General features: G+C 64.7%; 14 protein-coding genes. 4 read left to right on the plus strand and 10 right to left on the minus strand.

The window, feature by feature from the left end; genetic code table 11:
* Positions 1–5 precede the first annotated feature (5 nt).
* Both ASD04_RS03495 and rpoZ read right to left on the minus strand, forming a co-directional pair.
* Complete coding sequence (locus tag ASD04_RS03495) at positions 6–2,294, minus strand: bifunctional (p)ppGpp synthetase/guanosine-3',5'-bis(diphosphate) 3'-pyrophosphohydrolase (RefSeq protein WP_056252507.1); 2,289 nt, start codon at positions 2,292–2,294, stop codon at positions 6–8.
* A gap of 327 nt (positions 2,295–2,621) precedes the next feature.
* Positions 2,622–2,990 carry a DNA-directed RNA polymerase subunit omega gene (gene rpoZ / locus ASD04_RS03505; protein WP_056252514.1) on the minus strand — a complete coding sequence of 123 codons (369 nt, stop codon included), beginning with the start codon at positions 2,988–2,990 and terminating at the stop codon, positions 2,622–2,624.
* Positions 2,991–3,238: 248 nt separating this feature from the next.
* Between rpoZ and ASD04_RS03510 the strand changes: the two genes are divergently transcribed.
* Positions 3,239–3,802, plus strand: coding sequence for an NYN domain-containing protein (locus ASD04_RS03510; RefSeq protein ID WP_056252516.1), 564 nt, complete (start codon positions 3,239–3,241; stop codon positions 3,800–3,802).
* Positions 3,803–3,943: 141 nt separating this feature from the next.
* Here the strand turns inward: ASD04_RS03510 and smpB are convergent, their stop codons facing one another.
* Together smpB and dapA are read right to left on the minus strand one after the other, a co-directional pair.
* Positions 3,944–4,441, minus strand: coding sequence for an SsrA-binding protein SmpB (gene smpB, locus ASD04_RS03515; protein ID WP_056252519.1), 498 nt, complete (start codon positions 4,439–4,441; stop codon positions 3,944–3,946).
* 152 nt (positions 4,442–4,593) lie between these two features.
* Positions 4,594–5,469, minus strand: coding sequence for a 4-hydroxy-tetrahydrodipicolinate synthase (dapA, locus tag ASD04_RS03520; protein ID WP_056252522.1), 876 nt, complete (start codon positions 5,467–5,469; stop codon positions 4,594–4,596).
* A 253-nt stretch (positions 5,470–5,722) separates the two neighbouring features.
* Between dapA and ASD04_RS03525 the strand changes: the two genes are divergently transcribed.
* Positions 5,723–7,747 (plus strand): lytic transglycosylase domain-containing protein, encoded by a 2,025-nt coding sequence (locus ASD04_RS03525; RefSeq protein ID WP_056252524.1) that lies wholly within the window; start codon positions 5,723–5,725, stop codon positions 7,745–7,747.
* A gap of 257 nt (positions 7,748–8,004) precedes the next feature.
* Positions 8,005–8,937, plus strand: coding sequence for an alpha/beta hydrolase (locus ASD04_RS03530; RefSeq protein ID WP_162245098.1), 933 nt, complete (start codon positions 8,005–8,007; stop codon positions 8,935–8,937).
* Positions 8,938–8,969: 32 nt separating this feature from the next.
* Here ASD04_RS03530 and ASD04_RS03535 read toward each other — a convergent pair whose 3' ends face one another.
* The 3 genes from ASD04_RS03535 to ASD04_RS03545 all read right to left on the minus strand — a co-directional run bounded on the left by ASD04_RS03535 (position 8,970) and on the right by ASD04_RS03545 (position 14,539).
* Positions 8,970–9,560, minus strand: a complete 591-nt coding sequence (locus ASD04_RS03535) for a hypothetical protein (RefSeq protein ID WP_056252528.1) — start codon at positions 9,558–9,560, stop codon at positions 8,970–8,972.
* A 134-nt stretch (positions 9,561–9,694) separates the two neighbouring features.
* Positions 9,695–12,967: an OmpA family protein gene (locus tag ASD04_RS03540; RefSeq protein ID WP_056252531.1), complete on the minus strand. Its 3,273-nt coding sequence runs from the start codon at positions 12,965–12,967 to the stop codon at positions 9,695–9,697.
* A gap of 228 nt (positions 12,968–13,195) precedes the next feature.
* On the minus strand, positions 13,196–14,539 hold the full coding sequence (locus ASD04_RS03545; RefSeq protein WP_056252535.1) for a hypothetical protein: 1,344 nt from the start codon (positions 14,537–14,539) through the stop codon (positions 13,196–13,198).
* A gap of 447 nt (positions 14,540–14,986) precedes the next feature.
* Here ASD04_RS03545 and ASD04_RS03550 point away from each other — a divergent pair, with 447 nt between their 5' ends.
* A complete protein-coding gene (locus tag ASD04_RS03550) occupies positions 14,987–15,730 on the plus strand; it encodes an SDR family NAD(P)-dependent oxidoreductase (protein WP_056252538.1) in 744 nt (247 codons plus the stop codon).
* Between the two features lie 110 nt (positions 15,731–15,840).
* On the opposite strand, the gene nagA is transcribed toward ASD04_RS03550, so the two are convergent.
* From nagA to ASD04_RS03565, 3 genes are read right to left on the minus strand one after another with little or no spacing between them, the layout of a single operon-like run.
* On the minus strand, positions 15,841–17,031 hold the full coding sequence (gene nagA, locus ASD04_RS03555) for an N-acetylglucosamine-6-phosphate deacetylase (RefSeq protein ID WP_056252540.1): 1,191 nt from the start codon (positions 17,029–17,031) through the stop codon (positions 15,841–15,843).
* Positions 17,028–18,038 (minus strand): SIS domain-containing protein, encoded by a 1,011-nt coding sequence (locus ASD04_RS03560; RefSeq protein WP_056252878.1) that lies wholly within the window; start codon positions 18,036–18,038, stop codon positions 17,028–17,030. Before ASD04_RS03560 ends, nagA begins: the two co-directional genes overlap by 4 nt.
* 20 nt (positions 18,039–18,058) lie before the next feature.
* Complete coding sequence (locus ASD04_RS03565; RefSeq protein ID WP_056252548.1) at positions 18,059–18,847, minus strand: GntR family transcriptional regulator; 789 nt, start codon at positions 18,845–18,847, stop codon at positions 18,059–18,061.
* Positions 18,848–19,063 lie beyond the last annotated feature (216 nt).

Genomic DNA, 19,063 nt, shown 5'->3' on the forward strand with positions numbered 1-19,063 from the left:
ACAGCTTACCTCTCGTCATCGACAAATCTCCGGTCGACCTTGCCGTCCCATTCCAGGGTCGAAATCATGCCCGCTTCGCGCATGCCGGCGCGCTGCACGGCGCTGAGGCCGGGGCTGCGCTTGAGCGTTGCCAGAACATCGGTCAGTTGCGCAAGGTCGCGCACTTCGATTTCGAAGATCATCTGGTGAAAGTCGGGCGAAATCATCCGCATCACCAGATTGTTGATATTGGCGTCGCAGGCGGCGATGGCCGAGGATATTTGCGCCAGCGAGCCGGGTTTGTTGACGCTCTCCATGGTGATGACCGTGGGATAGAGCTTTTCTTCGCCGCCCTTGAGATTCCAGCGCACATCGACCCAGGCCACGTCGCTGTCATGCTTGTCGATCAGCGCTTCGGAATGGATGGGATAGACCAGCATGGGCGTATCGGGCTGCAGGATGCCCACCAGCCGGTCGCCGGGCACGACGCCTTCGCCCGAAACGGTCACCGGCATGTGGAAATCGAGCTGCGCCAGCGCCGCCCTGGCGCGCGGGCCGGAGCGCTGGCCGCCGGGCACGCGGAAGCGGAACAGGTCGGTGGCGCGCAGGGCAAACCAGCCATCGGCGGTATCGGCTACCGGCAGGTCGAGCTTGCGGCGGCGCTTGCGCAGGCCCTTGAGCTTGGCGAGTTCGACGCCCAGCGGCTCGGAGCCGATCTTGCCTTCGCCCACCGAAATCAGCAGATCGCGGCGACCGGCAAACCCCATTGCCTCGGCCAGCGCCTGGGCTTCGCTATCATCCAGCATGACGCCTTCACGCTCCAGCATCATGTTGAGCACATGCTCGCCCAGGGCAAAGGCGCGCTGGGTGGCGGCATGGCGCACGGCACGACGAATGGCCGAACGGGCCTTGCCGGTGGCGGCAATACCCAGCCAATTCATCGGCGGCAGATGATTCTGGTCGCGGATAATTTCCACTTCGTCGCCGCTGCGAAGCTGGGTCACCAGCGGCAGGATGGAGCCGTTGATCTTGGCGCCGACCGTGGTATCGCCAATGTCGGTATGGAGCGCATAGGCGAAGTCGATGGGCGTGGCGCCGCGCGGCAGCGCGATCAGCCGCCCGCGCGGGGTGAAGCAGAACACCTGGTCCTGGAACAGCTCCAGCTTGGTATATTCGAGGAAGTCTTCTGTGGAAGAATTGCCTGTCGTCAGGTGGCCGATGGTCTGGCGCAGCGAGCCATAGGCCTGCGATTCCTGTTCGATGCGGCCCAGATTGGCCGAGGCGCCATCCTTGTAGAGGGCATGCGCCGCAATGCCGAATTCGGCGATGCGGTCCATTTCCTCGGTGCGGATCTGCAATTCCACGCGCTGTCGGCCGGGGCCGACGATGGTGGTGTGGATCGACTGGTAGTCGTTGTGCTTGGGGACCGAGATATAGTCCTTGAAGCGCAGCGGCACGACCTTCCACTTGGTATGGACCACGCCGACCGTGGTATAGCATTCCTCGACCGAGCCGACGATGACGCGGAAGCCGATCATGTCGGAGAGCTGTTCCAGTGCGATCGACTTGCGCTCGATCTTGTTGAAGATCGAGAAGGGCGATTTCACCCGCGCCTTGACGCGGGCGGTGATGCCCTCGGCGGCGAGACGCTCGCTCAGCTCGGTGGAGATGGTGGAGATGGTTTCCCGATACTCCTCCTGCATCTCGTCGAGCCGGGCGACAATGGCCTGGTGATGCTCGGGCTGGAGAATCTTGAACGAGATCTCTTCCAGCTCGTTGCGCATGTCCTGCATACCCATGCGGCCCGCGAGCGGGGCATAGATATCCATGGTTTCCTGGGCGATACGCTGCTGCTTTTCCGGCGGCATGAATTGCAGCGTGCGCATGTTGTGCAGGCGGTCGGCGAGCTTGACCAGCAACACGCGCACATCCTGGCTGATGGCCAGCAGCAGCTTGCGCAGGTTTTCGGCCTGGGCCTCCTCACGCGAGACCAGGTTGAGCCGGTCGATCTTGGTCAGGCCATCGACAATGGCGGCGATTTCGGCGCCGAACAGCTGGTCGATTTCGGCGCGGGTGGCGTCGGTATCCTCGATCGTGTCATGCAGCAGGCCGACGGCGATGGAGGCGTCGTCGAGCTTGAGCTCGGTCAGGATGGCGGCGACTTCGAGCGGGTGGTTGAAATAGGGATCGCCGGAGGCGCGCTTCTGCGAGCCATGCTTCTGCATGGCGTACACATAGGCCTTGTTCAACAACTGCTCATCGACGTCAGGGTTATAGGCCTGAACGCGTTCGACCAGCTCATACTGACGCATCATGGGAGGTGTCGCCGCTCGCTCGAAGGAAAGAGCTTAGCGTTTTGAAGGAAAATGGGAAGCGTGACGGTTTGAGTATCTGAGTCAGCGAGGGAGGGGAAGATCGGAGTAACCCTGCGCCCGTCGAGCAATGCGCCCCCCACAACCACAGTGTCATCCCGGCGAAGGCCGGGATCCATCCTGAGGTCGTTCCACATGCGTCGCCAGTTCGGTTATCTCAAGATGGATTCCGGCCTTCGCCGGAATGACATCGAGCAAAGCGTTGCGTAAGAGCAAACAAAACACCCCCGGCTCGCGCCGAGGGTGCTGAATGCAGTCACGACCGACAGATCAGTCGTCGCGGCGTTCCGGCGGGGCCAGGCTTTCGATGCCGCGCAGCAGCTCTTCTTCGCTGATCGTGTCGAAATTGATCGAATCGTCGTCGCCGGCGCTTTCGATCAGCGGAGCGGCATGGCTTTCGGGCTCGTCGACTTCGACATATTTCTGCAGCGAATGGATCAGGTCTTCGCGCAGGTCTTCCGGCGAGATGGCGCCGTCGCCGATTTCACGCAGGGCAACAACGGGATTCTTGTCGTTGTCGCGGGGCACGGTGATCTGGGCGCCAGACGAAATCATGCGCGCGCGGTGTGCCGCCATGAGAACGAGATCGAAGCGGTTGTCGATCTTTTCGATGCAGTCTTCAACGGTGACGCGGGCCACGAACGTCTCCAAACTTGTGAGGATGAACGGTTCCCATACACCAGTGATCCTGATGGCACAAGGTTGCCCTGCCCCATCAGATGCGCATTGGCCATGCAAAATCGTGAGAGCGCAGAAGTCTTGTCGGAAACAAGAAAACATGCGAATAGCGAAGTTAATATAATGTTCTCGGCGGAATTTAAGTCATACTTTTAGCCGCGTCGGCGGCACAGGCTTTGGGCGGATATTCCGCTAATCTGGAGATTGCGATGCCCATCGACCCCCGGGAAAAGATCGTTCTGTTCATTGATGGCGCCAATCTCTACGCCACGTCCAAGGCCATCGGCGTCGATATCGACTACCGGCGCCTGCTGGCCGAGTTCAATGGCCGCGCCTATCTGCTGCGCGCCAACTATTACACCGCGCTGATCGAGGACCAGGAATATTCGTCCATCCGCCCGCTGATCGACTGGCTGGACTATAATGGCTTCACCGTGGTTACCAAGCCGGCCAAGGAGTTCACCGATGCCGCGGGGCGGCGCAAGGTGAAAGGCAACATGGACATCGAGCTGTGTATCGATGCCCTGGAACTGGCGCCGTTCTACGATCACATGGTGTTGTTTTCCGGCGACGGGGATTTCACCGCCCTGGTGGCGGCCCTGCAGCGCAAGGGCAAGCGGGTGACGGTGGTCTCGACGCTCACCAGCGCGACGCCGATGATCTCGGACGACCTGCGGCGGCAGGCGGATTTCTTCATCGATGTGGCGGACCTGGCCAAGACGGTGGGAAGGCCACCGAGCACGCGGCCGGTGGTGGCGCCGGTCGAGGAATAGGGCTCCGCCCGTGCCACGCCCTCGTGGTTCGAGGCTCGCTACGCTCGCACCTCACCATGAGGGCTACTGGGAACTCGATGTATCATCAGCCCTCATGGTGAGGTGCGCTTCTTCAGCGCCTCGAACCACGAGGGCGTGGCACTAGCCCCGCCCGCCTTCCTTCATGATGCGGGATTTGTCGCGGTTCCAGTCGCGGTCGCGCTCGGTGGCGCGCTTGTCGTAGTTCTTCTTACCCTTGCCGACGCCGATCAGCACCTTGGCGCGGCCCTGGTCGTTGAAGAACAGTTTCAGCGGCACGATGGTATTGCCGGCGCGAGCGACTTCCTGGTCGAGATGGGCCAGTTGTTTCTTCGATACCAGGAGTTTGCGCGGGCGGCGTTCTTCGTGGTTGAAGCGGTTGGCCTGCAGATATTCGGGGATATGTGCATTGATGAGCCACAGCTCGCCCCGTTCGGGGGAGGCGTAGGATTCGGTGATCTGCGCCTTGCCGAGACGCAACGACTTGACCTCGGTGCCGGTCAGCACCAGGCCCGCCTCCATAGTCTCGCCGATCTCGTAGTCATAGCGCGATCGGCGGTTTTCAGCCACGAGACCGTGGCTGATGATGCCGTTCTTCGCTTTGTCGTTCTTGGGGGCCATATCCGTTATCTAGTCGCCGCCGCTGCAATTTACCACTGTCTCACTCCCCCTTCACCCGAGTCATTCCCGCGAAAGCGGGAATCTCACTTCATCCGGCAAGGGAGATTCCCGCTTTCGCGGGAATGACCCCGTGGAACAAGGATACGGGCGTTCTACAGCAATCCGGCATGCCGCATTGCAAAGTCCACGGCCTGTTCGGTTTCCCTGGCAACCGGCACCAGCGGCAGGCGCAACTCGTTGGCGCAGCGGTTGAGGCGGCTGGCGGCATATTTCACCGCGGTCGGATTGGGCTCCATGAACAGGTTCTTGTGCAGGTGCACCAGCTTGTCCTGCACAAGCAGCGCGCCCTTGAAGTCCCCCGCAAGCGACAATTCCTGCATCTGCGAGCACAGGCGCGGCGCGATGTTGGAGGTGACCGAAATGCAGCCATGGCCGCCATGGGCGTTGAAGGCAAGCGCGGTAATGTCCTCGCCCGAGAGCAGAATGAAATCCTTACCCAGCTTGTCGCGCTGCAGGCTCGCCCGGCCCAGATCGGCCGTCGCGTCCTTGACGCCGATAATATTGGCATGGGCGTCGCGCAGGCGGGCGATGGTATCGATGGTGAGATCGACCACGGTGCGGCCGGGGACGCTGTAGAGGATGACCGGGATGCCCACCGCCCTGGCCACCGCGGAGAAATGCTGGAACATGCCCTCCTGGTTGGGCTTGTTGTAATAGGGCACGATGGAAAGCACGGCGTCGGCACCGGCCTTTTCGGCGAACCTGGCCAATTCCACGGCCTCGGCAGTGGAATTGGACCCCGCCCCGGCAATCACCGGCACGCGCTTGTTGGCGACCTCGATGGCGATTTCCACCACGCGGCGGTGTTCTTCGTGGCTGACGGTGGGGCTTTCGCCCGTGGTGCCGACCGGCACCAGGCCATGCGTGCCCTCGGCAATCTGCCAATCGACAAAGCTGGCGAAGGCTTTCTCATCGACATTCCCGTTACGCATGGGAGTGATGAGCGCCGTAATCGATCCTCGCAGCATTTGTCGAGATGTCCTTGGTTTTGGGTGCCACAGTTCAGCCGTGGCGGGATGGTAGGGACGGCCTTGGTGGCGGCCGGCTTTGCGTGGCGCACCATACTTTCACTTGGCTGCCACGACAACGTTTTCGTTGGCGGCGGCCAGCAGGGATCGTCGGCGCGGCAACCCGGTGTTTACCCGAATGGGGTAAGGATGGGTTAACCGCAAGGATGGGGGCTCCTTGCTGGAAACGTATTGCGTACCGGCAGGACACCAGATGAAGCGGCAGTTCAGCGCCGGCCTCATCGCGGCGGTTTTGGGTCTGGCGAGCTTTGCCCCCCTCTTCCTAGCGAAGGCCAATGACGGGATCGACAGGACCATCACCGGTTCGGTGCGGGTCGATGCCGGCACCCCGGCGGGTGATGCAAGGGGGTCGGCTGCGTTCCGCGCCGCGCTCGATGTGTTGCTGGGCGGCGATCCGGTGGCGGCCTATGCGCAGGCGCGCCGCCTGCCCGACGATGTCGAGCGCCGGACGATCCAGTGGGCCGCGATCTATTTCAATGCCGGCAAGATCGACTACCCTTCCATCCAGAGCTTTGCCGCCGACGCGCCGGATTTTGCCCCCGCCAGCATCTATCGCACCCGGATCGAGCAATCGCTGGCCAGGGCCGAGCCTGGCGCGGCCGATGTCGTGGCGGCCCTGGGCGGCGCCATGCCCAATACGATCGACGGGCAGATCATGCTGGCAGAAGCCTATCTGGCGCAGGGCGAAACCAGCCGCGCCACCAGCATCGCCAGGAGCCTGTGGATCGACAATTTCCTCACCGAGACGCAGGAAGCCACGGTCATCGACAAGTTGGGCAGTCTCTTTGATCGCGATGCCCATTGGGCGCGGGCCATGCACCTGATGATGCACGACCGGGCGCGGGGCAGCGAGCGATTGCTGCCCTATCTCTCCGAGGCGCAGAAGTCGCTGGTGGTGGCGCGGGCGGCGGTGTCGCGCAACGATGCCGATGCCAAGGCGCTGCTCGACAAGGTCGATCCCGCCATGCAGGCCAACCCGGTCTTCATCTTCTCGCGTGCGCAGCGGGCGCGGCAGTTTGAATTGTGGGAGAGCGCGGTGGACTGGCTGGCCAGGGCGCCGGATGCGGTGCCCGATGCCGAAGAGTGGTGGTATGAGCGGCGGACGCTGCTGCGCAAGCTGCTCGATATCGGCCAGCCGGGCCTCGCCTATCGCGCAGCGGCCGACTACAACAAGGGGCCCGAGGGACGGCTGGTGGAGGCCCATTTCCACGCCGGCTGGATCGCCCTGTCCTTCCTCGACGATGCCGGCGGCGCCAAGGCGCATTTCACCGCCATGGCCGCGCTTTCGACCCTGCCGGACAGCGTGACCCAGGCCAATTACTGGCTGGCGCGGGCCAATATCAAGCTGGGCGACACCGCAGCGGCGCACGCCGCCTTCGAGGCGGCAGCGCAGTATGGCAATGTCTATTATGGCCAACTGGCGCGAGCCGAACTGGGCCGGGCGGCCGTCGATCTCCGCCCCCTGCCCGACTGGCGGCAGAGCCAGGCGCTGTTCGACGGCAACCCCATCGTGCGGGCGGTTCGTCTGCTCACGGCCAATGGCCAGGCCGGCATGGCGGTGCCGCTGCTGCGCAATTTCAGCAACGGGCTGAGTGCTGGCGGGGACATGCTGCTGGCGGCGCGGCTGGCGCAGGAAATCGGCGCGCAACATGTGGCTATCGCCATTGCCAACACCGCCGATCAGCGCGGCACACCGCTCGACCTGTTCAGCTTCCCCAAGGACGGATTGCCCTCCGACGCGCAACTGGCGGCCGACCGGGCCGCCGTCTATGCCATCGCCCGACAGGAATCGATGTTCCAGGTCGATGCCGTCTCCTCAGCCGGAGCTCGTGGGCTGATGCAGCTGATGCCGGGTACGGCGCAGGATGTGGCGCGCAAGGTGGGCGTCGACTATTCGGCCAGCAGGCTGGTGAGCGATGGCGCCTATAATGCGCTGCTGGGCTCGACCTATCTCGGCGCACAGCTCGACCGTTATGACGGCTCGCTGGTGCTGGCGGCAGCGGCCTATAATGCCGGGCCGGGCAATGCCGACAAATGGATCAACGCCTATGGCGATCCGCGTGCCGACAATGTCGATCCGGTGATCTGGGTCGAGCTGATCCCGTTCCAGGAGACGCGAACCTATGTGAAGCGGGTGCTGGGCAATTACCTGGTCTATCGCCAGCGGCTGGGCGACAGCCCGGTGACGCTGCAGCAGGCCTTGCGGACGATACGGTAGGCCTGTTCAAAACCGATCCCGAATAGCGGGTTGCCCAACCTTGGAGAGGTGTGCCCTTTGCCCTCCCTCCCCCTTTAGGAGAGGGATCGAGGGAGGGGGTCCATCGGTGGACCACGGAACCACCCCCTCCCCGGCCCTCCCCTCAAGGGGGAGGGAGGGCAAAAGCCAGAAACTCTGCATGCCAACAAGCTGCTCTGCTCAGAATCCTGTCCCAAAAGCGCTTGAGATATCGCGGTGCCTGCCCCTAAATGGCGACCATGCCGCGCACCGTCCCAACCGATCACCCCGCCTTCGCGCCCCTGCCCGCGACCCATGTGGTGCTTGCCGGGGGCGTTCGTGCCGCCGTGCATGTGTCCGGGCAATTGTCGGGCCGGCGGCTGCCGGTGATCTGCATTCCGGGCTACCAGCGCAATATGAGCGACTTCACCGAATTCGCGGCCTATTTCCGCCGGGTGGGCGGCGGGGACTGGCCGGTGGTGCTGCTCGATCTGCCGGGACGTGGCCGCGCCGATGACCGGAAAAGGTCCGGTGACTATGGCTCGCTGGCCGATGCAGTCGATGTGGCTTCAGTGCTGGCGGCTTTGGGGATTGGGCGGGTCATCGTGCTGGGCCAGGGGCATGGCGGTCAGGTCGCCATGACGCTGGCGGCGCGACACCCGCTGCTGATCGTCGGCACTATACTGCTCGATTCCGGGCCGGTGACGGATTCGCGCGGCATCGTGCGGCTGCGCAGTAACCTGGCGCATGTCGAGGCGCTGCGCGGCGCCAAGGCGGTGACAGCAGGCTTCCGGCGCATCCTGGGCGGAGATTATCCGGGCCTGCCCGATGACCGGCTCGACACCCTGATCGGCCGCAACCATTTCATCGACCGGCGCGGCCGTGCCCGCCCGCTCTATGACCAGCGACTGATCGACGCGCTGGCGAGCATCAATTTCGACGATGTGCTTATGGCGCAATGGCCGATGTTCGACGCGCTGACCTGCGCACCGCTGATGCTGCTGCGCACGCAGCTGACCGATCAGCTGCGGCGCGAAACCTTCGACGAAATGACCCGCCGCCGCCCCGATGCGGTGGCCCTCACCATTGCCGGCCAGGGCTCCCCGGCTCTGTTCGACCAGCGCGAGGAAATCGAGGCAGTGGCCGAGTTCGTCCTGCAGACCAGCGCGCGGGCGCTGGGACGGGCAGCGTAGAAGGCCGATCTCCTCTGACCTAACGGGTGACTCTAGGCGCTGACCCCGACCTTGCCGAGGTCCACGGCCTGCTCTACCCAGCGCTCGCGGCGGATGCGGCCCTTGAAGGCCAGTTGCGCCTCGACCCAGTCGATATTGGCCTTGCTCCAACCGGCGATCTGATCGATGTGGAAAACACCCAAGGCATGAAGCGATGCTTCAATTTTCGGGCCGATTCCCTTGATCTGCTTGAGATTGTCCGCGCCCCCACTGCGTGGAGCGGTCAGGGTCGCAGGCTTAGGATCGGCCGACTTCGTCTTGCCGCGCGGCGTGGCCGGTGGCTTGATGGCAGGTTTTTCAGGCGCCGCTTTCCGGGCAATGGCCGCTGCCGGCTGCATGGGTCTGGCGGGTGGTGGCGGCGGCCTGACCGGCAAGTCCTCGACGCTGGCGGCAAGGCGCGCCGCCGGGCTGCGCGAGCGCCGGGGCTCGGGCGGAGCGGCAACAGCCTCGAGGGCAGGCACGACCCGCCGCGTGCCGCGTGCGGCATGGAGTATGCGGCGGGTGGCATAGCCGGCCATGCAGCCGAACAAATAGGCTGCCAGCAGCAGCAGTCCTGTTTCGACGATATGGGCCAGGTTGGTCACGCTGGCCTCACGACTTTGGTGGCGCAAAGCTGCGCCAGCCGACGACAAGGCCGATGAGCCCCGCCCCCGCCAGATAGGGCCAGTAAACACCCAGCAGATAGAACAGCGAATTCCAGGTCATCGCCTCCGCCGCGTCAATAATGCTCCGGCTGCACAGTCACCACGATGCGCCGGTTGAGCCGTTTCCCCTGCGCCGTATCATTGTCCGCAATGGGTGCGGTTTCGCCATAGCCGACCGCATAGAGCCGCGCCGGCGTGACACCGCGCGATACCAGCGCATTGACCACGGCCTCGGCGCGCGCCACCGACAGCGCCAGGTTGAGGGCCTCGTCGCCATCGGCGTCGGTATGGCCCTCGATATGCACAACCGCATCGGGACAGGCTTTCAGATCCAGCACCAGTTCATCCAGCGCCGCATCGGACCCGGCGGCGATCAGGGCCGCTCCCGACTGGAACAGGATGGAATTGCGGGCCGAGAACTCGGCGATGGGCGCAGCGCAGGCCGATATATCGACCGAAATCGGCTCAACCGGTTCCGCCGGCGGGGGCGGCGCAGGCTCAGGGGGTGGCGGCGGCAGGTCGATAGCGGTCGTCCAGACCGCCTCGCCCGGATCGGCAGCAATCGCCGCCAGCACCGCCTCGCGCGCACCGGCATCGGCGGCGACGCCCCGCAGGGACCATTGGCCTCTGGTGAAGTCGAGCTGCCCTTCGGAGAGGTATAACAATGCCCGCAGGCCAGTTTCGGCACTGGGAAGGAAGGTCTCGGGCGCACCATCGGCCACCGAAAGCGCCGCGACATCGCCATCGCTGATGGCGGCAAAGTAGCGCAAAGCCGGGTCGGACGGCACCTGCCCGCTCAGAATGACGGCATCCGCAGCGCGACGCACCGAGAAGGCGTAGTCCGGATTTACCGCCACTGGTTCGGGCTCCGCAGCGGGTTCGGGTTCCACGGCAGGCTCAGGCGCTACGGCAGGTTCGGGTTCAACGACCGCCTCTGCCGTCGGCGCGACAGCAGGTTCGGGCGCGGTCAGCGCGAGGGTCCAGCCCGCGGGCGGCGTGGTCGCCGCGGCAATGGCGGCATCGATCGCAGCCGCGGCATCGGGGCCGGCCAGCGTGCCGCTGACCGTCCAGGCTGCGCCGTCGAAGCTCACGCTGCCGTCGGAAAGGGCCGCCAGCGCGCCGAGGGCGGCCAGCAGGTCATCGGCAAATCCCGGCGGCGCCGTGGGGTCGATGGTCGTCTCGTCGCTGACTTCGCCCCCTGCCCGCACCACCAGAAATCGCTGCAGCGACCGGACCGGCACGCGACCGGTGAAGGTCATCGCGCCGTCGGCCGCCTTGGTCGCCGACCATATATAAGATGTGGTGGCCACCGGCTCGGGCGCCGGCGCCGTGATGGCGACGGACCAGCCGCTGCTGTCGGTTGCGGCGGCCAGCGCCGCCAGCACAGCATCGCGCTGGGCCTCCGACGCGGCGCGGCCACTGAGCGACCAGCCCGAGCCGTCGAAGCCGATTTCGCCTTCTTCAAGCGCCAGTACCGCGTCGAGCCCGGCCGTGGCTGCGGCCACGAAATCGTCCGGCGCGCCCAGGCCCAGTTCGGTGGCATCGGCAACGGATTCGCCTGCGTGAACAGCGAGATAGCTCTTGAAGCTCTGGCTGGGCACATGCCCCATCAGGCTGACGCCATCGCCCGTCCGCGTGGCCGACCAGGTATAGGGCGCGATCTGCGGAACGTCTGGCGGCGGCTGGGCGACTGCCATGGACCAGCCGGCAGAAGCCAATTGCCGCGCGACGAAATCGGCCTCGATGGCGCCTTTGTCGATCGCCGAATTGGCCGTGCCGGTCACCGTCCAGCCCAGGCCGTCATAGGCCACGCTGCCGTCGCGCAGCCAGTGCAGCAGGCCAATGGCGGTTTCGGCAGACGCCACGAAGCCGTTCGGCTCGCCGGAGGCGTAAGTCATTGATTCCATTGCGCCTGCTCCCGCAATAGCGAGCAATGCCGCCTCATCAGCGGCATTGGGAACAAGGCCGGAAAGGGCGATGGCGGCCGCATCCTTGGTCGCGGTCCATTGGTAGGCACTGGCGCGCGGGGCCAGAATTTCGGCCCGCGCCAGCACCAGGCCCTGCGGAGCCCCCGCCGCCACCATGGCCAGCAGCGCATCATAGTCGGCGCCGGACCGGGCCGTGCCGGCAAGGGTCAGCACATTGTCGCGCAGGGCGATGCGCCCTTCGCTCATCAGTTCGAGCGCGTCGAGGCCGAAATCGGCGCCCGACCGGTAGCGCTCGGGCGTGCCCCGGCCCAGCTTGAGGTAGCTGGTATCGGCGCCGTCGCGCTGGCCGAAAGCCTCGCGCGTGGCTTCGTCGGGCACATAGCCGTCGAACACCACGACGCCGCCGGCCTGGCGCGTCGCGCTCATCCAGTAATCGTCGATCCGCGGCGGTTCGAGCACCACGATGGTTCCCGATGGTTCCAGCGTATCGACGATGCCCTGCGCGATCTCGAGCGTCGCAGGTGCCCCGGCAAGGGTGCTCTGGCCGTCGGTGATACTGGCCGTGCCATATTCGAGACGTGCCAGCTGCTCGATAAGGCTTTGGGAAAGGTCAGCAAAACCAGTGGGTTCGCCCGATCCCAGCGCCAATCCGGTGGCGACCTGCGCGCCGGCAACATCAGCCGTGCGGTAGCGCTCGGCCAGGGCGTCATCGGGCACGAAGCCGGAAATATCGATGCGCTTGCCATCGAAGCTGGCATTCCACCGATAGGGCGACACCAGCGCCGGGACGATATTGACGTCGCCCAGGGTGACGCCCGCCGGAGCCCCCGCGCGCATGACGATCAGCAGGTCGCGAAAAGCGCGCTCGGACTTGGCCCGGCCATCAAGGCTGACCGTCAGGTCGGACAGCACGGCTTCGCCCTGGTCGAAATATTGCAGCTGGTCGATGGCAAATTCGGCCCCGGACACCCAGATGCGGCGATCCGGCATGCCCGACCGCAGGTCCAGGCCGGCCTGCTCCAGCCCCGCAAGCGTCAACAGGCGCTGCCGTGTCGTGTCATCCGGCACGGCGCCCGAAAGGTCGAGAACACCCTGGTCGATACTCGCCACCAGCGCATAGGGTCGCGCCATCGGCGCCAGTGTCACCTCCGATGTGACCGAGCGGACGCCGGCAAGCGCGGAAAGCCGCGCCACCGCGGAGTGGAGGCGCACCTGATCGGTGGTGGTGCCCATCAATTTCAGATCGCGGGCATCGAGCGATAATTCGGCCCAATCATAGCCGCCGGCGGCCATGGCCGCAGCGCTGCGCTGCGCCAGGTCATCGGCAATATAAGTCGATGTCATCGCCAGGCACAAAGTCGTGCCGCCCAGGACTGTGGCAAGTCCCGGCACGACCCACTTGAGGAGGTCCCTGATCATTCCCGTTCCAGTGAAAGTCCGCAATCGAGGTGCAAGGCTAGTGGATTCGGTGATTAGCGAATAGCCAATAGCGCACAACATACGGGGAATACGGATGTCTTGCAGCGCAACTGCAGGGCTTTCAGGTCAAGCCCGGGACGATGATCGAGGGGCGGAAACCCCCGCCACCCAAAAGCAGAAAGGCCCGGCGTGAGCCGGGCCTTTCCGTAAGCCAGAGTAATCCGAGGATTACTGGAAGGCCTTGGCAGCCTTGAAGGTGACCTTGTAAGCGCCGTTCTGCTGAACGGTGGCGCCAACCGACGACGAGAAGCCGCCGCCCGGGGTCCAGGCCAGTTCGGCCTTGCCGTAGAAGTCCGACGAGAAGGCCGGAGCGGCCGGAGCCGGGGTCAGGCCATAGACGCCGATTTCGGTGGTCAGCTTGACGGTTTCGGTGAGCGAAGCGATCAACTGAGCAGCGATCTGGTAGCCATCGGCAACGCCAGCGGTACCGTCGTTGAAGTAACGACCGCCGATGTTGATTTCGATGCCGTCAGCAACGGTGGCACCGAACGATGCGCCGAAGCCGTAGTCGGTGTCGAGAGCACCGCCGCCGGCAGCAACGCCACCAGAAGCTTCACCCGACAGGGCGACCTTGAACATGTCGAACTTGGCTTCGCCGGTAACCAGGGCGTTCCAGTAGGACGAGTTGCCGCCCGGAGCGTATGCGCCGCCGGCACCCAGAGCAGCGCGGAGCTTGAACTGGTCGAACGTGCCGGTGAAGCCGGCGTGGATCGCATAGTTGTCGTCGGTGGTCTGAACGCCATCGAGCAGGCCGCCAACGGCGCCGCTGATGTGAGCAGTGATGCCCGAACCCGAATAATCGAGAACGCCGACCAGGGTACCGGCGGTGGAGCCGGTCAGGTCGAGGGCTTCAAGACCGATCTTGGCGATCAGGCCTTCGCCAACGTTGCTCCAGAGCTGGATGACGTGGCCACCAGTCTTCGGGGCACCCTTGGAGACGCCAGCGTCAACAGCCGACGAGATGAACAGGCCGGTGAAGTTGAACGGCTCGTCGTCGCCGTCGTTGAAGATCGAACCCTTCTTACCAGCGGCGAGAACGGTGCTGTCGCCAACCGACACCCAGGCTTCCTGGAAGCGGAGAGCGTGCGCGTCGCCATCAACGCCGACGATGGCGTTTTCGACCTTGGTGTAGTCGCGCTGGCGCAGAACGATCGTGGTGCTGGCAGGACCGAAGTCGCTGCTGGCGGTGCCGACGAACTTCAGCCAGGTCTCGACCTTGGAAGCCCAATCGTTGTCGGAAGCGGGAGCCAGGGCGCTCGGGACGTCGATGTTACGGACGCCGAACTGCGTGGTGGCGATAGCCTGCTTGCCGTCGTAGTTGCCCCAGTTGAATTCATACGTCACCTTGCCCGAGATCTGCAGGCAGTTGGTGTCGGACGAGATCGTCAGGCCCGACAGGCCCAGCTCGTCGCAAACGTCGAGCGAGGTGAGGACGCCCAGATCGGCAGCGAAGCCAGCGGTCGAGAGACCGGCGGCAGCAACAGAACCGAGGATAAGGCTCTTGAGTTTCATTAGTTGACCTCCAAAGTCAGTCATTCTTGTGCCGGTTGCCCGGCGGTTTGTCGTAACGCGACCACACTATTCGTGGTGCAGTGTGTTGCCGTCGCGCTGCGACCGACAAACGATCCCATGCATGGATTCGCAAGACCCACTCTACGCATGACGGAAAATGACGCAATCGCGCAAAAGCCGTTTTGCCGGGCGCGCAACATGGTTGGGAACCGGATGTTGCAGATTCAGCACACAGATGGAAACGACCTGTTAACCCGGTTAAACGAACCGTTAAAATTGCCTTGTTTTGAGGGACTTGTAGACCGCGACGCCGTTTTTTGCGGCCTGACACGCGTTCATATGGTGCGATCGGACCTGCCATGGACGTAGCGGCGATGCGGCGAGATAGTGCCGGAAATCCGGAATCAAGGGGGCAGGCGAATCCGCCCTGCCACAATTGGAGCGAACATGCAGAGGCAGAACAAGGTTGCGGTTATCACCGGAGGAAGCTCCGGCATCGGCCGGGCGGCGGCTCTCGGATTCGCCGCCGCAGGGTATGACGTGGCCCTATGCGGGCGACGCGCCGAGGCGCTGCGTGCGGTCGCGGCCGAGACCGGGGGCCACTGGGGCGAATGCGACGTGACCGACCCGGCGGCGGTGGCGCATTTCTTCACCGGGGTCAGAGAGGCCTATGGCCGGGTCGACGTGGTCTTCAACAATGCCGGCCGCTCCGCGCCGGCCACCTCGTTCGGCGATATCGACGTCGTCACCTGGCGGGAGATGGTCGACACCAATCTCAACGGCGCCTTCTACGTGGCGCGCGAGGCCTTCCGCGCCATGCGCGACCAGCATCCGCAGGGTGGCCGCATCATCAACAATGGCTCGATTTCGGCCCAGGTGCCCAGGCCGGGCGCCGCGCCTTATACGGCGACCAAGCATGCGATCAGCGGGCTGACCCGGTCGATCTCGCTGGACGGGCGGGCTTTCAGCATCGCCTGCGGGCAGATCGATATCGGCAATACGGCCACCGACATGACCAGCCGCATGAGCAGCGGCGCGCTGCAGGCCAATGGCACGATGATGCCGGAGCCGACATTCGACGTGAAGCATGTGGTCGATGCCCTGCTCTACATGGCCGGGCTGCCGCTCTCGGCCAATGTGCAGTTCATGACGGTGATGGCGACGACCATGCCCTATATCGGGCGAGGCTAGGGCGGCCGCCATTCACTGATGCTGGCCTGCAAACGGCGATCTCCTCCGCTTCCGGTGCTCACGTACTGATGTACGTTGCGCGCCGGTTCTCGGAGTTCACCGTTTTCGGCTCAGCCTGAGTGACCGGCATTGGCCCTAGTTCTGGCGCTCCACACCTCCGCGCCCGCAATCCAGGTCGCCCGCACCTGCCGCGCATCCGACAGATGCACGAAGCTTGCCACAGCGCCTGGCCGCAAATGTCCGAACTCCCCTTCAATGCCCATGGCCTCCGCGGGGTAGAGCGAGGCCATGCGCACCGCTTCCTCGAAGGGCAGGCCGATCCTGCGGTGCATGAAGGCAACAGCGTCGATCATGTCGAGGTCGGCGCCGGCCAGCGTCCCGTCGGCGAGGCGCAGCGCGCCGTCGGCGCGGGTGATGGTGCGGCCGTTGAGGGTGAGCGTCTTGAGATCGGTGCCGGTCTGCGACATGGCGTCGGTGACGAGAAAGATATGCCCTCCGCCCGATTTGGCGCGCAGCGCGATCTGTATGGAAGCCGGATGGACATGGATGCCATCGGCGATGAGGCCCGCATTGACGCCCTCCGTCGTCAGCACCGCGCCAACCACCCCCGGCTCGCGGTTGCCGAGTTGGCTCATGGCGTTGAACAGATGCGTTGCCATGCTGGCGCCGGCGGCAAAGGCGGCGCCAGCCGTGGTCGCATCGGCCTCGGAATGGCCGAGGCTGACAATGATGCCGGCCGCGGCGAGGGCCGCGATCTGGCCGGGAGTGACGGTTTCGGCCGCGACAGTGCAGAGCAGGTTGGGCAGGTCGGCGCGTGCCGCGATGAGCCGGGCCAGGTCGTCTCCATCCATCGGGCGGATCAGCGCGGGATCATGCGTGCCCTTGCGGGCCAGCGAAAGATGCGGCCCCTCCAGGTGCAGGCCGATGAAGCCGGGCACACCCTGCTCGGCCGCCGCCTTGCCGGCGGCCATCGCCGCGACATTGACCGCGACCGTATCGGTGATCAGCGTCGGCAGCAAAGCCGTGGTGCCGAACTGGGCATGGGCGGCGCAGATGGTGCGGATGGCGTCCACGCTCGGATCGTTGTTGAACAGCACGCCGCCGCCGCCATTGACCTGCAGGTCGATGAAGCCGGGCACCAGCATTCCGCCATCGAGGCCAACACGCTCGGCGTTGGTGGGAACCGCGCTCGCCGCGACGATGCCCGAGACATGGCCGAACTCCACCAGCAGCGCGGCATCGTCATGCCAGCGATGGCCGTCGAAAATGCGGGCGCCTGAAATGGCGCTGAGGTCGCTCATATCGTTTCCGTGACCTTCTTGAGCGCAGGCGGCACGTCGGGATTGAGGCCGCGATGGCGCGACAGTGCTTCGACGAAGCCATAGAAGGAGACGATGAGTGCCAGCGGATCGGTGATCGGGTGGCCGGTTGCGGCGAAGGGCAAGGCCCTGGCGGCGCCGGGACGGCTGCTGGTGAGGAAGGCCAGCGCACCCTGCCCGGCCAGCTTGTGCGCCATGTCGGCCACCGAGGCTTCGGCCGCATCGCGCGCGGCGAGGCCCAGCACGGGATAGCCCTCGGTCACGATGGCGACCGGGCCGTGCATCACTTCGGCGGCGCTATAGGATTCGGCCTGGATGTTGCAGGTTTCCTTGAACTTGAGCGCCGCCTCGTTGGCGATGGCGAAGCCGGGACCGCGGCCGAGCACATAAAGCGCATTATGGCCGTCGAGCGCCCCGATCATCTCGGACCAGTCGCAGGCGACGGCCCTGGCGAGGGATTCGGGCAGCGCATTCACCGCGGCATTGAGCGCATCGTCGCCGCTCCAGCGGGCTATCAGCGACAATCCGGCCACCACCGAAGTCACGAAGGTCTTGGTGGCGGCGACGGATTTTTCCAACCCGGCATGCAGGTCGATGGTGAAATCGGCCGCCTCGGCCAAGGGCGAGCCTGCCGTGTTGGTGATGGCGATGGTGGCAGCCCCCGAGCGCCGGGCCGACTGGGTCATGCCAACAATATCGGGCGACTTGCCCGACTGGGAAATGGCGATGGTCGCGGCGGACGCGAGTTTCAGATCCTTGCCATAGATGGAGGCGACGGAGGGGCCGATGGAGGCCACCGGAAGGCCCAGAGTCAGCTCGATGGCATATTTGAGGTAGGAACAGGCGTGGTCGGACGAACCGCGGGCGACCGTTGCGACCAGCACGGGATTGCGCTCGCGCAAGGCGGCTGCCGCTGCATCGAGCACCGGCCCGCTTTGCTCGAGGAAACCGGCAACGACGCCGGGAATGGCCTCGACTTCATTTCGCATATGGGTCTGGTTCGACAAAGTCACGTCTTGGAGCCTCCGGATACTGGAGAATCGCCGATCCGCAGTTCGGCGACGAAGTCATAGGTGTCGCCCCGATAAATGGAGCGGGTGAATTCGATGACCCGCCCGGAGGCGAGGTAGGAGGTGCGCTCGATATTGAGCCCGGCCGAGCCGGACGGCACCTGCAGCAGATGGGCATCCTCATCATCCAGGTTGGCGGCGCGGATGCGCTGGATGGCACGGATCGGCCGGTTGCCGGATTTGTCGAGATGCTTGTAGAGGCTGTCGCCGATACTGGCCGGATCGGGCAGCACCCGCGCCGAGAGGCTGGCGCGCTCGATGGCCAGCGGCGTATCGCCGGTCAGGCGCAGGCGCGAAATGCGCGCCACCTGCTCGCCCGAGGAAAGACCCAGGATCACGGTTTCTTCCGGCGAGGGCAGGTAAAGCCCGCGATCGAGCCATTCGGCCCGCACCGCCATGCCGCGCCGCGCCATATCTTCGGTGAAGGAGGTGAGTTGCGACAGCGACTGTTCCACGCGCTGGGTCTGCGGCGCGACGAAGGTGCCTGAGCCGTGCCGCTGCACCAGCACGCCGTCCTTGACCAGTTGCAGCACCGCCTTGCGCACGGTCACGCGCGAGACGTCGACCTTGGTGGCCAGATCCCGCTCCGAGGGCAGCGCGTCGCCGGGATTGATGGCGCCGCTATGGATGGCATCCTCGATCCAGCGCTTGAGCTGGAGATAGAGCGGCCCACCCGATTGCAGCACCACGGGGCCATCGGCAAAGAAACTGTTCGACACGTCGGTCACTATTTCCCCCTCGCCTTGTGGCGCCCGTCATCGCGTTGCATATCACTAAAAATCCGTCGTTTGACCAGCCACGCATCCCCCCGGCGTGATAATACCAATAAAATACCATTTACCAAGCCCCAAATCGCATTTCTGCACAATCTAGGCATGGTTCTGGCGCAATTGGGGTTTTGGCGGACAATGCTCTGGTCGAGATGCCCGATTCCGGCCGTCATA

The organism is Devosia sp. Root436 (genome assembly GCF_001426345.1).
Classification (GTDB): Bacteria; Pseudomonadota; Alphaproteobacteria; order Rhizobiales; family Devosiaceae; genus Devosia.